Source organism: Parahaliea aestuarii (assembly GCF_008064635.1).
Taxonomy (GTDB): Bacteria; Pseudomonadota; Gammaproteobacteria; order Pseudomonadales; family Halieaceae; genus Parahaliea; species Parahaliea aestuarii.
On the sequence record NZ_VRYZ01000002.1, the window covers coordinates 566758 to 582246 of the forward strand.

The window sequence follows — 15489 nt, forward strand, 5'->3', positions numbered from 1 at the left end:
TATGGGTTGCGAGGGCAAGCCTAAGGGAACAACGGGGCCGTGAATAATGGTTTATGCTCATGCTCTGATAACCCAGAGGAATCAGCCCCATGCACCACAATCTGGAGACCCGCCAGCTGCTGCACCTCGCAGCCCTGGCCCGCCACGGCAACTTTCACCGCGCCGCAGACAGCCTGTTTATCACCCAACCAGCACTGACCAAGAGCATCCGCAAGCTGGAAGACCAGCTGCAGGTGCTGCTGTTTGACCGCGCCCCGGATACCGTGCGGCCCACCGAGCACTGCCTGGTACTGCTGGAACATGCCGAGCGCATCTTTGATGAACTGGATCAGGCCGGCAACCGCCTGGCAGAGTTATCGAGCCGGCCGCTGAGTCGCATCCAGATCGGTTGCGGCCCGATTCTCGGGGCCTGGGGCCTGCACAAAGCGGTCGCCGAGATGCATCGCGAACACCCGGAAGTGCGATTCAACATTGTCTTTGGCCGGGCAGCCGATCTCGCGCCAAGACTGCGGGATCGCAGCCTGCACGTACTCATCGGTGACACAGAGCCCCTCGAGGGTGACCGGGACGTCATCATCGAGGCACTGCCCTCGGAGGAATTCTGCTTTGTCTGCCGCACCGGCCACCCTCTGCTGAAAAGCAGCGGCGCGGTCGAGCCGGACCTGCTCCATTACAAGCTGGCGTTGCCGGGCCTGGTCGGGCGCGCCGCTCCCTTCCTGGCGCAATTCATGCCGGAGGGCTGGCATCTGGAGGAGTTTATCGAGCAGGTTGTCGGTGTGCGCAGCGACAATTACCACCTGCTGCTGGACCTGATCGCCAGCACCGACTATCTGTCAGTGGGAACCGAATCAGTTTTCCGGCGCAGCATCGAGGAGGGCAAGCTGCAATTGCTGCCGGTGAGTTTCACCCGGCCCATTCGCTCGCAACCGGGCATTGTGCGCCTTCGCGATCGGACGCTGCCCGGCGCGATTGATACCTTTTGCGCCGAGTTGCGGCGTACAGCGGCCGACCTGGTAAAGGGCGACCGCTGATCCGTCAGTCGTTGTCGGTGGGCAGGAAGGAGTAGTGCTCGGCGTAGTACAGCATCTGCTCCTCAAAGGTCTCCGGGTAACTGATGGTCACATCGACAATCTTGCCATCCTCCACTACCGGCTCCAGGTAGGGATTGACGAAGCCCTTGTAGGGCGCCACGTCCAGTTTGGCGAAACGCTCCAGCACTTCCGCGTGCAGCTCCGGATCCACCTGGGTGCCGAAGTTTTCCACCAGGTGCTGGATGGCCTCGAAGTCCCCTTCGGACTTGATGCGCTGCAATTCACGCAGTTGCTGACCGAAGATGTCCCGCAGGGCCTGGTAGTCGTTGATCACGAAGTAGGTCTTGCCATCGCGCACCCGGCGCTCAATGACACTGTCCTCTTTGCCCATGTCCATCGCCCAGCGGGCCACCATGGCGCGGTTGCGCATGTGGGCTTCCTCGATCAGCTCACCCGGCTTGAGGCGGTACAGCTGGGTCATGATGCCGTTGCGGATATAGCCGTCGTACTCTGACTGGCCCGCTTCGAGGTTGGGCATGACGCCGAGTTCCACCAGCTTGGGATCCATCATGTAATACAGGGCCACCAGGTCCGCGCGCCCCTCCTCCAGAGTGGACGAGTACTGCTTCAGCGTTTCCTTGGGCGTGCCGACACCGGGGTTGATCTTGCCGGAGGCGTGGCCAATTACCTCGTGCATGTCGGTGTGCAGCGCACTGGTGACCACCTTGTATTTCTCGCCGCGATCGATCTCTGCCTGGTCCCAGGCGAACTCGTGCAGGGCCTTGCTGGGCACCGCATCGTAGGCGGACACGATATTGGACAGGTTCACCGACTTGGAGCCGTGGTTGGCGCGAATCCAGTTGGCGTTGGGCAGGTTGATACCGATGGGGGTACTGGGCGATGCGTCGCCGCTTTCAGCCACCACGGTAATCGCCTTGCCGAGGATGCCTTTCACGTTGGCGCGCTTGTGCTCGTCCATGATCGGCGAGTTGTCCTCGAACCACTGGGCCTGGGCACCGATGGCGGCGATGCGCTTGCTGGTTTCCACATCGCGGAAGGACACGACGGACTCATAGGATCCGCGATAGGCGATGGGGTCGTTGTAGACCTCGATAAAGCCGTTCACCACATCGATGCGGGAGTCGGCGTCCTCCACCCAGGCGATGCTGTATTCGTCAAAGGTATGCAGGTCGCCCGTCTCGTAGTACTTGACCAGCAGCTCCAGGGCCCTGCGCTGTTTGTCGTTCTCGGCCACGGCAATGGCCTTGTTCAGCCACACCACAATCTGCTCGATGGCCTCGCCGTACAGGCCGCCCACCTTCCATACCTGCTCCTGCAGCTTGCCGTCAGCTCCCTTGACCAGCCGCGAGTTGAGGCCGTGGGACACCGGCTCGTCGCCGTCGTCGGCGGACTGGGCGGCGTAGAAGTCGCGCACTTCCTGCTCGGTCACGTCCTCGCCGTAGAAGTTCACCGCCGACGCGGCCACCTTGTCCACGTCAGCCGCGGTATTCACCTTTTTCGGTGCAATGTTCGGGTCGAAGATGACGGGGGTGAGCTCCGCAATCAGGCCCGCCGCATCCTGGCCTTCACGCAGGGGCAATTCACCGGCCTCGGCCACGGCATTCACGTAGCTGGCGAAGTCCTCCTCGCTGAATTCGGGCTGGAACTTCAGGGTGGAGTAGTGGTGGTGAATCCCGTTGGCGAACCACACCTGCTTGGCGTAGGTCATGAACTGCCTGAACGCCTCGGTATTGCGATCGCCGGCGTAGTTGCGCACCACCGCCTCCAGGGTGCGGCGGATGCGCAGGTTGTGGCGATAATTCTGGTCCCACATGATGTCGCGGCCGGCATAGGCAGCCTGGTACAGGTAGTACAGCAGTTCCTTCTGCTTCAGGTCGAGGCTCTCAAAGCCCGGCACCTGATAGGCCAGCACCTGGATATCGGCGAAACGGTCGATGATATAGCGGAACTCCTCGGCGGGAGCCTCCGGCGCCACCGCCGGTTCGGCCTGCACGGCGGCAGCCGGCGGTGGCGCGCTGGCAGTGGGCGCAGGAGAGTTGCTGTCGTTACAGGCCACCAACAGGGCGGCGGCAAGCGGGGCCAGAAGGAATTTATTCATAGGATCCTGCTATTTTTCTGGTAAAGGCGCGGGGATGGAGCGCCGGAAAAAGAGTGCGGGCGCCGGTAGGCTGCCCGCCCTCTTCTGCTCAAACTTTCGCCGATTGCGGCGAGGGCGCTATGATACCCAGTATTCCCGCGGCGCGCACGGCACCCGGCGGCACGGCAAAGTCGACAGATTCCTGCACCCCATTTGAGGACAGCGGTCACTTTTTCGTCATATAGCGATAATCCCTATAATGACGCCACCGGCCACAAGCCAGGCCCATCACCCAATAAGGAACGTCACAGCATGACAGATGCGACAAGCGCCGCGGCCACCCCCGCGTCCAATCTCTCAGACAGCGGCTTCTTTGGTCACCCCAAAGGCCTTTCCACCCTCTTCTTCACTGAAATGTGGGAGCGGATGAGTTACTACGGCATGCGCGCCCTGCTGGTGCTGTTCATGACCGCCAGCCTGCAGCAGGAAGGCCTGGCCTTCACCGTGGCCACCGCCACCGCCATCTACGGCCTGTACACCGGCTCGGTCTACTTCCTGGGCCTGCCCGGGGGCTGGATCGCCGACCGCCTGCTGGGCGGCCAGCGCACGGTGTTCTGGGGCGGCGTCATCATCATGTGCGGCCACATCGTGCTGGCCATCCCCAACAGCAGCACCTTCTTTATCGGCCTGATTCTGGTGGCCTCGGGCACCGGCCTGTTGAAACCCAATATCAGCGCCCTGGTGGGGCAACTCTACTCCGAAGACGATGTGCGCCGCGACGGCGGCTACGCCCTCTATTACATGGGCATCAACATCGGCTCGGTGCTGGGCTACACCATCTGTGGCTATTTCGGCGAAAACGTGGGCTGGCACTGGGGCTTCGGCGCCGCCGCCGTGGGCATGGCCATCGGCCTGATCCAGTATCGCCGCACCATCGATAATCTCGGTGGCGCCAGCCTGGAGCCCGAAGAGCCGCTGTCACCGGCGGGAGCACGCAAGGCCTGGACCGGCATCTGGGCCGTGGTAGCCCTCGTGGCAGTGGTCACCTGGTTGTCACTGAGCGGGACAATCGCCATTAACGCCGTGGCCCTGGCCCAGTACACTGCCATCGTCTTCACCCTGATTTTCTTCGCCTACTACGGCTTCATCTACTTTTTGGGCAACCTGACAGACGTGGAGAAAAGGCGCCTGTGGGCCCTGTTCCTGGTGTGTGTGGCCTCCGCCTGTTTCTGGTCCGGCTTTGAACAGGCCGGCTCTTCCCTCAACCTGTTCGGTCGCGACTACACCGACCGCCTGATCGGCTCCTTCGAGCTGCCGGCCTCATGGTTCCAGAACGTGAACCCCATGTTCATCGTGATCCTGTCCCCCTTCTTCGCCGCCCTGTGGATCAACCTGGGCAAGCGCATGGTCTCGCCCTCCTACGGCATGAAGTGCGCTGTCGGCCTGATCATCATGGCCAGCGGCTTCATCATCATGTTCTTCGCCGCCCAATATGCTGCCCAGGGCCTGAAAGTGGCGCCCTACTGGCTGATCACCACCTACTTCCTGCACACCGTTGGCGAACTGTGCCTGAGCCCGGTTGCCCTGTCGGCGGTCAGTAAACTGTCCCCGAAACGCTTTGCCGGCCAGATGATGGGCGTGTTCGTGCTGACCTACTCTATCGGCAATATCATCTCCGGCCTGCTGGCCGGCAACTTCGACCCCAACAATGTCGAGGAACTGCCCAACCTCTACCTGCAGATCAGCCTGTTCAGCATCGGTATCGGCATCATCATTGCCCTGATCAGCCTGAAAGCGAAAAAATGGGAAGGGCTGGACACCAGGCCCGCCGTGGCGGTAGCGACCGATACCCCCTGACTTCCCGGGCGCGGCCGATCCGGCTGCGCCCTTCCCCTGACCTCCCAGACCGAGGGAAGCACATGAAACCTTTCTACCTGATCATCCGCCTGACTGCGGCACTGTGCGCTGCCGCCCTGCTGATGGCCTGTAGCCCCGAGCAGGCGCAGCAACCGGAAGCGGCGCAAAGTCCGGCCACCAGCGCCCCCCGAACCGCCGGGGCAGACAACCCGGGCGAGCCACCCTCGGCGCGCCTGCCGCAGGACTGGGTACAACCCAGCCACTACGACCTCCATCTGAACATCGACCCCCGCGGGGAAAGTTTCAGCGGTACTGTGCAGATCGATGTCAACGTCGCGCAGCGGGACAGTTTCTGGATGCACGGCAACGGCCTCGAGATCAGCAGTGCCAGGGCCATCCTCGCGGATGGCCGGGAACTGCCGCTGACCTGGGAGCAGGCCCTGCCCACCGGCACCGTAAAGGTGAGCGCCCCACAGGCCATCGACGGCGCGGCGACCCTGGCGTTCAGCTACAGCGCCCCTTTCAATACCAGCCTGGAGGGCCTGTACAAGGTAGAGAGCGGCGGCGAGAGCTACGCCTTCACCCAGTTCGAGGCCACCTCGGCCCGGCTGGCCTTCCCCTCCTTCGACGAACCGGTGTTCAAGGTGCCCTTCGACATTCAGCTGACGGTACCGGCTGACTTCAGCGCCATCACCAATACGCCCGAACGGCGCGTCGTGGACAATGGCGACGGCAGCAAGACCATCACCTACGCCACCACCAAACCCCTGCCCACCTACCTGATCGCCTTCGCGGTGGGGCCTTTTGACGTGGTCGAGTTCGACCCCATCCCCGCCACCGGCCAGCGCGAGCAGCCGCTGCCACTGCGCGGCATTACCACCAAGGGCAAGGGCGATGAAATCCGCTACGCCCTGGCGCATACAGCGCCGATCGTGGCGGCGATGGAGGACTATTTCGCCACTCCCTACCCCTACGCCAAACTCGACATCATCGCGGTGCCGGACTTCTCCGCCGGCGCCATGGAAAATGCCGGCGCCATCACCTACCGCGAGCAACTCATCCTGCTGGACGACAGCGCGCCGGTAAGCCAGAAGCGTGGCTTTTTCGTCACCCATGCCCACGAACTGGCCCACCACTGGTTCGGCAACCTGGTGACCCCGGTGTGGTGGGACGACATCTGGCTGAATGAATCCTTCGCCACCTGGAACGCCTATATCATTCTGGACAGCCTGTACCCGGATCAGCACTACCGCGAGTCCCTGCTCAACAGCAGCGCCAACGTGATGGTCAACGACAGCCTGGCCAGCGCCCGCCAGATTCGCGAGCCCATTACCCGCCACGAGGACATCGGTTCCGCCTTCAACGGCATTACCTACCAGAAGGGCGGCGGCGTATTGTCCATGTTCGAGGCCTTCCTCGGCCGCGACTCCTTCCGCGACGGCATTCGCCACTACATGCAGGCCTTCGCCTTTGGCAACACCACCGCCCACGACTTTATCGGCGCCATCGCCGAGGCCAACCCCCAGGTGGATAGCGAGGATCTCAAAGCGGCCTTTCGCAGCTTTATCGAGCAGCCCGGACTGCCGATGCTGAACGCCGCTCTGGACTGCGGCGACGGCGCGCCGCGGCTGGACATCAGCCAGCAGCGCTACCTGCCGGCCGGCTCCACCGGCTCCAGCGACCAGCGCTGGATTGTGCCGGCCTGCGTCAGCGCCCTCCAGGCCGACGGCGAGACCAGCCAGTGCTTCCTGCTCAAGGAAGCGCAGCAGCGTGTGGAACTGAACAGCGAACAGTGCCCACAAGCGGTGTTGCCGAATACCGGCGGCGCCAGCTACTACCGCTGGTCACTGCCCGGCGAGCAGTGGCAGGCACTGCTGGAGCGCTTCGACGAACTCACTACCAGCGAGCAGATTTCCGTCGCCGGCAGTCTCAGTGCGGCCCTTAACAACGGCAGCCTGTCCCTGGATCAATACCTGGACACCGTCGGACCCCTCACCCGCGCCAGTTCCTGGCGGGTGGCCATCGCGCCGCGCGCCGACCTCTACAAACTGAAGGACCACGTACTGACCGGGGCTGACCGCGAGGGCCTTGAGGCCCGCATTCGCGACTGGTACCGCCCGGTACTGGCGGACCTTGAAGCACTGCCGGAATTGAACCCCGACCAGCAGCAGTTCCGCATGCTGCTGCTGTCGACCCTGGGCCTCGGCGCCAATGACACAGAGATTCACGCCCGCCTGGTGGCTGCTGGCGAGGCCTTTACCGGTTTCGGCGGCGATGAACAGCTGCACCCCGACGCCATCGATGCCAACATTCGCTACATCGCCCTGCTGGCTGGCGTCGAAGCCCACGGCAAGCCTTTCACGGACCTGCTGTGGCAACACTTCCAGGCCTCCGACAACGCCCTGCTGCGGGAGTACCTGCTGGGGGCCATGGCCTGGAGCACCGACCCGGAGATTGCCGCAGCAATGCGCGAGCGCATCCTCTCCCCCGACCTGCGGGACAACGAGATCTTCGACATCCTGGACAACCAGATGGCCCATGCGGAGACCCGCGACGCCCTGTTCGACTGGGTCGGCAACCACCTCGACGAACTGCTGGGGCGGGTGGACAGCTGGCGCAAGGGGCAGTTGCCCGCCTATTTCGACACTTTCTGTTCCGAGGATGATGCCCGGCAGGTGGAGGCCACCTTCGCCCCCATCATCGACGGGCTGGAGTCCGGGCCGCGCTACCTGGCCAACAGCCTGGAAACCATCCGCCTCTGCGCCGCCTTTGCCGAGTTGCACCGCCCGGCACAATAAAAGTGCCGCCCACCCTGCCCGGCACGGCCTGACGCTGGCCAAGCCGGGCAAAAGTCCGTACATTTTCAGCCCATAATTAACCACTTCAGGGGCTGGTGACGCGAGGTGCATCGATTCAACCTCACGTTCGATGGGGACATACAGACGGGTCGCGACCTGGACAAGGTGAAACGCCAGTTCGCCGAGATTCTGGGTATCGAGGACGAGTCCTATCTGGAGGACTGCTTCACCGGCACGCCGGTGGTTCTGCGCAACAACCTGGACCGCAAAACCGCAGCCGACCTCTACCACCGACTCAACCTGATCGGTGCCATCACGCAGCTGCTCAGCGACGACGCCGGTGCCGAGGCAGAGGCCGAGGACGCCGAACAGCGCAGGGCGCAGGCCCGCCTGCGCGCCAGGGCACTGGAGCGCAAACTCGCCGGGGAACAGAAAGCCCAGGCCAAAGCCCGCCTGGCCCGCGCACAGGCAACCCCGGCAACGGGGTCCACCGCCTGCCCCAATCTCTACGCCCTGATCCCCTTCCGGGTCACCACGGCATTGCGCGAGCGACCCACTCGCGCCCGCTGGCTGTCCCGCCGTTACCTGGCCGCGGCCATCGCCGCCCTCGCCCTGCTGGTCATTGCCGGCATCGCCGGCAGGATACTGCAGCCTCCGCCAGCTCCGGCAGGCGCCCTGGCCGCGGCACCTCTCGGGGGGGGCGGACTCGCACTGGTACTGGCGGATCGCCTGCTGCTGCACGACCGCGCCGGCGTCGGTGTGCAATCCCTGCCGCTTGCCGGGTTGGGGCTGGCCTCTGTCGAAGCGGTTGCCACGGGAAGCGCAAGCGAAGAACTCTTCCTGCTGGCGCAAACCGTGGCTAGCGAGGAAGCTCCTGGAAGCAACAGGGGCCTGTTTCGCTGCCATCTGCCGACACTGTCCTGTTTGCCCCACGGGCCGCAGGATACTCTGCCGGCCAGTTTTGCCCTGCACCCCTACAGCGGCATGATGCTGCAGGCCTTGCCCGGAACCTCGGTACTGCGCAAGCTCGACGCCGCCGGCAAGGTCGTGGCAGAGAGCGATCACACCTTCCGCCCTCACCCGACCCTGCTGCCCCGGGATGGCCTGCTCTACACCGACAGCACCGAGGGCCCGGCCCTCAGTATTCTGCGCTACGAGAACGATGCCCTCGGTCGGCAACTGGACGAGATATTCCTGATGGCGCCACAGGCACTGGAGGCCGGCTACGAACAGGTGCATACCTTCGCCGCCAACAGTAGCCGCTGGTGGGTGGTGTTGCAGCATCCCGATTCGAAGGAGCGCGGCCTGTACCAGTTTGAACGTCGCTTCGGCTTTGAGCGCGAATTGCCGCTACCCCAGGGCTTCGTCGCCGAGCAAGTCATCGTCTGGGGAGAAAAACTGCTGGTGCTCGACCCCCGGCGCGCCGGGCTGCTGCGCTTCAGCGCCGAGGGGCAAGCCGAGGCACCCCTCAAGTCGGATCTGCTACAGGCCCTGATCACCGAACGCAGCAGCGCACTGCAGCGCCACGTCGCGCTCACCTCTGCCCTGCACGCCCTGCTGTGGCTGGCGTTCATCGCCTGCGCCGCCATGGCCCTGCTGCACAGGATGCGGCAACAGGCTTTCCAGCCCGACAGCCTGCGCGGCGCGGACCCTGTCGACCATGCCGCAAGCCAGGCCAGCTGGGTCGCCAAACCGCCGCAGCGCGAGGCACAGCTGCGACGCCTGGCCCGCCTCTACCTGCCCGCAAGCTGCCTGCTGCTGGTGCTGGCGGTCTTGTTGCAGGTTGCGCCGTCGACGCTGGCAGCCCTGATACTATTCCTCGGCGGCCCCTCGCTGGCCCTCTGGCTCTATCTGCGCAGCAGCACCGGACATATCGCCGTGCTGGGTGACCGCTTGCTGCTGGTGGATCACCGCAATGTGTATCACACCGCTCGCGACGCCCGCATTTTTTACCGCGGCTGGTTCCTGGCGATAGACGACGTACTGGTTTACACCGGCCCCCGGGTCCTGCCCTCCTTTGTACCCGCTGCATTGCAACACAACATCGTGCCGCTGGTGGAGCACGGCCTGCGTATGGGGCGGTGGGACCTGCTGGCGCGCCTGGTGGAGGGGCGCCATCCACTGGCGCTGGCAGCGGGCACGGTGTTGGCGAGTACGCTCTGCGCAATTGCCGTGGTGGTGGCGCTGTGATGCCCCTGCGTTTTTTCTGAAATTCGTTTCCCCGCCTGTCGATCCGTCACCGCTGCGAACGACTACAGTGTAGCTAAAACCGCATCAGTCCAGAGGAGGACAGCGCAATGAGCTATATCGACGGATTTGTCATCGCAGTACCCAGGGCCAACCGGGAAAAATTCAGCCACCACGCCGAAACGGCGGACAGCATTTTCCTCGAATGGGGCGCCCTGCGTGTGATCGAATGCTGGGAGGACGACGTGCCCGACGGCAAACAGACCGACTTTCGCCGCGCCGTCCAGGCCACCGAAGAGGAGGCCGTGGTGTTCTCCTGGGTGGAGTGGCCGGACAAGGCCACCCGCGAGCACGCCATGCAGAAAATGCACAGCATGATGGAAAGCGGCCAGCCGGACCCGAGGATGGACCCGGAGAAAAACCCCATGCCCTTCGACGGCAAGCGGATGATTTTCGGAGGCTTTACGCCGGTGGTCGACATGGCGCCGTGAGACGCCAGGAGGATACGCTTACGGCTTGGTGACATCGTCGGCACCGCCGCGGTATTGCGCGCTGTCCATCCGTCCCCGTCACCCCCTGTCGTCGTTCAGAAGCGGTAGTTGAAGGACAGGCGGTAGTCCCGCGGCGTACCGTACTCCAGCTGCCGGTAGAAACCGATCTGGCTGTAATAGGTTTCGTCGAGAGCATTCTGCACATTGAGCTGGCCGGACAGCCGATCGGTGAAGTCATAGCGCAGCATCAGGCTGACCAGGGCGAAATCGTCCTGCTCCAACCGCTCCGGCGCATTGGTCACCACGTTGAAAGTGTCGGTGTAGTTGCTGTCCTGCCAGTTCACACCGCCGGATACCGTCAGCCGGCTCCAGTCGCCGGGAAAGCGGTAGGTGGTGAATACCTTGAACAGCCTGTGAGGCATGTCGGTGTTCACCTCCTCGCCGTCGGCGTCCTCGGCATCGAAGTCAGTGTAGCTGGCGCTGATATCCCAGCCCTCCGCCAACAGGCCGGTAACTTCCAGTTCATAGCCCGTGCTGGTGGCGCCTTCGGCGCCGTAGTAGGCCTGTTCGTTGTCGGTGCCCGGCACAATATTCACGCCGTCGGCCTGGGCCAGGTTGTCCTGTTCCACATCGAACAGGGCCAGGGTGGTTTGCAGGGCGCCGTCCAGGAACTGGCTCTTCAGGCCAATCTCGTAGCTTTTGCCGGTGATCGGGTCGAGAAAATCACCGGAGCGATCACGCTGTGCCTGGGGCTGGAAGATCTCGGTGTAACTGGCGTACACCCGGTGGTTTTCGGTCAGGTCGTAAAGCACGCCGGCATAGGGCACCACCACCCCGCTGTCGCCGTAGTCCACGGGAATACCATAGGTAGTGCCGCTCTGCTCCCAGTCAGCCACCCGGGCGCCGAGAATCAACTTGAGCGGGTCAGCCAGGGACAGGCGGGTGGCCGCATAGACGCCGCGCTGCTCAGTGGTCATGTCGGTATCCTGACCTTTGACACCCCAGTCGGGTTGCGGGTAGCGGCCATCCCACTCAAAGAAATTGCCGGGATCGGCGATATTGCTGCGGGCATGAGAGAAGGCAGTCTCGTCCTGCTCGCTGTCGATGGCGCCGAAGGTCACCTCGTGCTCGCGGCCGAACAGGTCGTAGCTGCCGTTCAACTGGGCGCTGATATTGAGCTGTTCGCGCTCGGTCTCCGCCTTGCGTGGCGAAGCGCGCATACCGAGGCCGGTGACCGGGTCCGGCGCGCCGGAAAGGTACAGCAACAGTTGGTCGGATGCGTTGGTGTTGTGGTTGACGCTCAGCTTGGCGCGCCAGTCGGCGCCGAAGTCGTGCACCAGGTCCAGGTAGTAGTTTTCCACCGTGGAGGACCAGTTCGCCCAGCGCGCGGCGACGGTTTTCGAGCGACTCCAGTCGGCCCTGCTGCCATCTCCCAGCCATGCGGGCAGGCCGCCCCAGGTGGAGGCGGTGGGCGAGTTGTCCTGGTAGCTGCCGCCTAGGCGCAGCAGGGTGGCATGGCCGAGGTCGGCCTCCACCACCCCGTAGAACACGGATTTTTCATCGCCCGCATAATCGCGGAAGGAATCGCTCTCCTCGACGTTGGCCACCACGCGCCCGCGCAGGCTACCGCTGTCGTTCAACGGGCTGCTGACATCGGCCATGGCCCGGTAGGCGTTCCAGCGCCCGGCGCTGACCGTGGTGTAGCCAGTCAGCTCGCGGCTGTCGGCGTGCTTGCGCACCAGGTTGATGGAGGCGGAGGGATTGCCGGCACCGGTCAACAGGCCGGTGGCGCCGCGCACCACTTCCACCCGCTCGAACAGGGTGGTGTCGGTCTGGGTTTCACCGGCGTTGGCGCCCGGCTCCCAGCTGATGGGGATGCCGTCGATCTGGTAGTTATCGATGGCGAAGCCACGCGCAGAGTAGGTATAGCGGCTGCTGTCCTGGGCGCGGGCGGAGACCCCGGCGGCGTTGTTCACCACATCGGTGAGGGAGCGCAGATCCTGGTCGATGATGCGCTGGGCGGTGACCACACTGACCGACTGGGGCGTTTCCGCCAGGGTCAGGCCGAGGCCGGTAGCGGTGTCGATACGCTCGGAGATGGTGTACTGGCCGGTCACCACCACCTCCTCCAGCCCCGCCCCGCCCGGCGGGTCAGCCGCTTCCCCGGTGGTGGCTTCCTGGGCCAAAGCGGCCTGGCTCCCGAGCAAGGCCAGAGCGACGGCCAGGGGGCGGCGGGACAGGGATGGAACACAAGGCATGACGGACACTCCTGAGATGACAGTTCAACAGGAGCGGAACAGTAATGATAAACATTATCACTTGCAAGTAGCGTCAGCTCTGCCAGCCACACTGGCGATCGCGATTCTGCTCGTCCAGCCACGCCTTCAGCGGGGCAAAGTAGTCCATCATGGCGGAGACATCGACGTCATCGCTACCGGTGAAATTCTCCAGCGTCTGCTGCCAGGGCAGGCTTTTGCCGGCACTGAGCATGGCATTCAGGGCCTTGCCCGCCTGTTCGCTGCCATAGGCGGAGCAAGCGTAGAGCGGCCCCTTGAAGCCGGCCTGTTCACACATTTCACGGTGAAACTGGAACTGCAGCAGGTGGGCGAGGAAGTAGCGGCTGTAGGAGACATTGGCCGGGATGTGGTACTTGGCGCCAGGGTCGAAGGCATCGTCATCGCGTGCCACCGGGCTGGAAATACCCTGGTATTCCCGGCGCAGCTGCCACCAGGCGTCGTTGTATTCGGCTTCGCTCAACTCACCGGAGAAAACCTGCCAGCGCCACTTGTCCATGATGTAGCCGAAGGGCAGAAAAGCCACTTTATCCAGGGCCAGCTGCATCAGCTGGGCAATGGTGTTCTCTTCACTGGTGGCGGGCTCTTGTTCCAGCAGGCCGATGTTTACCAGGTAGGACGGCGTCACCGACAGGGCTATCGCGTCACCCACTGCCTCGTGAAAACCGGGGTTGGCAGAGCCCCGGTAAAAATAGGGCAGATCATTGTAGGCGCGCTGGTAGTAGTTGTGCCCCAGCTCGTGGTGTACCACCCTCACCTCTTCACCGGTACGCTGGATACACATCTTGATGCGCAGGTCGTCCACCGCGTCCACATTCCAGGCGCTGGCGTGGCAGACCACATCGCGGTCCTCGGGACGGGTGAACAGGGAGCGCTCCCAGAAGGTCTCCGGCAGCGGCTCCAGTCCCAGCGAGGTGAAGTAGCTCTCGGCCATTTTCACAATGTCCAGGGCGTCCATGTCGCGCTGTTCGAGAATGGCGGTCAAATCGTAGGGGGCTTCCCAGGCGCCCCCCATCACCACGTCCTCGATGTTGCCCCAGCCCTGGGCCCACATATTGCCCAGCAGGTGAGCCGGAATGGTGCCGTCGTCGGGCATCACTTCATCGCCATAGAAGTCTTCCAGGCGGTGGCGAACGTGGCACTGCAGGGATTCGTACAGGGGTTTCACCTCCTGCCAGTAGCGCTCCATATCGGCGGCAAAGGCGTCGCCACTCATGTCATAGCGACTGCGCCAGTAGTCGCCGAGGTCCCTGTAGCCGAGATCCTGCGCGCCCCGGTTGGCCAGTTCCACCTGCCGGGCATAGCGTTTGCGCATGGGCGGAGACACCTCGCGCCAGCCCTGCCACAATTCCAGCAATTCGTCGGCATCGCGGCTGTTGGCCATGCGCAGTTCCATGTCCCGCAGTACGCTGCACTCACCTGCGGCGTTACAGTACTTGCCCGTGGAGTAGATACTCTTCAGCTCGGCGCCAATTTCCACCAGTTCGGCCGTACTGGCGTCGTCGGCCGGAGACGGCACCGACACATCGTGGCGAATCAGTTCCAGGTCGCGTCTGGTTTTATCGGACAGACCCTGCACCGCCATATGGTCGCGCGCCTGGCGGGCCTGCTCGCCGCCGAGGACGGTCAGGGCCTTCTTGGAAGCAACGGCCATGGCCTGGGTATCGTGGGTGATGAAATTCTGGAACACCCACTCCGCCCGGGTGTTCTCTACTGCGAGCTCGGCGCTGCGCTCCCCGGCGCGGTCGATAAACGTCCGCACGTCCTGTTCAGTGGCCGGCGCGGCCTGGGCGACGCCTGCAGCGCCGATGAGCAGCGGCGCGATGGCGCGCCGATAGCGGTTGATCAACATGATTATTCTCCTGTGATGACCCTGGTGGCGATGCAATTGATCTGCACAATGCGCTATGCGCAGCGCGAGCCACCCTACTACCGTGTAACGAACAGTAGGCCGAAATCATCAATTGCGCGGGGAGAAGGGGGACGGGGGGGATTACAGAAGTAAAATCAAAATGGCCCCGCCGGCGCAGGGGCGACCCGGTGGCGAATCAGCCGTGTTGATCATGGAGGGCCGGGGGATTGATCCGCCATCGCGGATTCCATCTTCCCGGCCGCCAAGGGCGAGGAATTACAGCGGTTTGTAGGTAAACTTCTGGCCGCCCAGCGCCGCTTCGTACATCAGGCCGCCCTTGGCGATGGTGAAGATGGCCATGCCTTTGCGGTAGCCACCGTGGGAGGTCTGGGCATTATTGCTGCCGCCGCTGGCACCCGCCGCGGTGCCCCCACCAGTGTTGGCTTCAGCGGAGACACCGGCGGTGATGGCTACGGCCGTCGCCTGGGCGCTGAATTCAAAGTTGCCGGAGGTGAACTGCTCAAAAGCGCGCTGGTCCTCGAAGAAAATAATCTGGCTGTAGGCCTGGCCACCGAGCTGGAAGCCAACTGTGACCTGGGTCATGGTGGACTCGCCGACCGCATTGCCGTGCACATAGACCTTGCCCTTGCCGTGGGCCCCGCCAATGCCGATGCCGCCTTTGCCAATGGTGGGAAACAGGGCATAACCATAGGCGGATTTGAAGAACTCTCCGCTTTCACCGGCGTTCTGGAACGATGCCTTCGCCTCGCTGTAGCTGTCGGCCTGCGCGGTGGCGGCCCCGAAGGTCACTGCCAGCAGAACGGCAAAGGATTTGATCAGGTTCTTCATGATTGCGGGCCTCTTGAGGTCACGTTGTGGAA

At 63.5% G+C, this 15489-nt stretch carries 9 protein-coding genes; 5 read left to right on the forward strand and 4 right to left on the reverse strand.

Features of this window, described 5'->3' with window-relative positions:
• Positions 1–89: 89 nt before the first annotated feature.
• Entirely contained in the window at positions 90–1031 is a 942-nt protein-coding gene (locus tag FVW59_RS06750) for a LysR family transcriptional regulator (RefSeq protein WP_148063454.1), read from the forward strand.
• A gap of 4 nt (positions 1032–1035) precedes the next feature.
• On the opposite strand, the gene FVW59_RS06755 is transcribed toward FVW59_RS06750, so the two are convergent.
• Positions 1036–3150, reverse strand: a complete 2115-nt coding sequence (locus FVW59_RS06755) for a dipeptidyl-peptidase 3 family protein (protein WP_148063455.1) — start codon at positions 3148–3150, stop codon at positions 1036–1038.
• A gap of 291 nt (positions 3151–3441) precedes the next feature.
• Here FVW59_RS06755 and FVW59_RS06760 point away from each other — a divergent pair, with 291 nt between their 5' ends.
• The 4 genes from FVW59_RS06760 to FVW59_RS06775 all read left to right on the forward strand — a co-directional run bounded on the left by FVW59_RS06760 (position 3442) and on the right by FVW59_RS06775 (position 10462).
• Positions 3442–4986, forward strand: a complete 1545-nt coding sequence (locus tag FVW59_RS06760) for a peptide MFS transporter (RefSeq protein ID WP_148063456.1) — start codon at positions 3442–3444, stop codon at positions 4984–4986.
• A gap of 62 nt (positions 4987–5048) precedes the next feature.
• Complete coding sequence (locus tag FVW59_RS06765; protein WP_187275797.1) at positions 5049–7784, forward strand: M1 family metallopeptidase; 2736 nt, start codon at positions 5049–5051, stop codon at positions 7782–7784.
• 105 nt (positions 7785–7889) lie between these two features.
• On the forward strand, positions 7890–9974 hold the full coding sequence (locus FVW59_RS06770; RefSeq protein ID WP_148063458.1) for a hypothetical protein: 2085 nt from the start codon (positions 7890–7892) through the stop codon (positions 9972–9974).
• A gap of 107 nt (positions 9975–10081) precedes the next feature.
• Positions 10082–10462 (forward strand): DUF1428 domain-containing protein, encoded by a 381-nt coding sequence (locus FVW59_RS06775; RefSeq protein ID WP_148063459.1) that lies wholly within the window; start codon positions 10082–10084, stop codon positions 10460–10462.
• Between the two features lie 95 nt (positions 10463–10557).
• On the opposite strand, the gene FVW59_RS06780 is transcribed toward FVW59_RS06775, so the two are convergent.
• From FVW59_RS06780 to FVW59_RS06790, 3 genes are all read right to left on the reverse strand, one after another.
• Positions 10558–12720, reverse strand: a complete 2163-nt coding sequence (locus tag FVW59_RS06780; protein WP_148063460.1) for a TonB-dependent siderophore receptor — start codon at positions 12718–12720, stop codon at positions 10558–10560.
• Between the two features lie 73 nt (positions 12721–12793).
• The gene (locus FVW59_RS06785) at positions 12794–14608 is read right to left on the reverse strand and encodes a M2 family metallopeptidase (RefSeq protein WP_148063461.1); all 1815 of its coding nucleotides are present in this window, start codon (positions 14606–14608) and stop codon (positions 12794–12796) included.
• A 276-nt stretch (positions 14609–14884) separates the two neighbouring features.
• Positions 14885–15457, reverse strand: coding sequence for a YSC84-related protein (locus FVW59_RS06790; RefSeq protein WP_148063462.1), 573 nt, complete (start codon positions 15455–15457; stop codon positions 14885–14887).
• Positions 15458–15489: the final 32 nt, after the last annotated feature.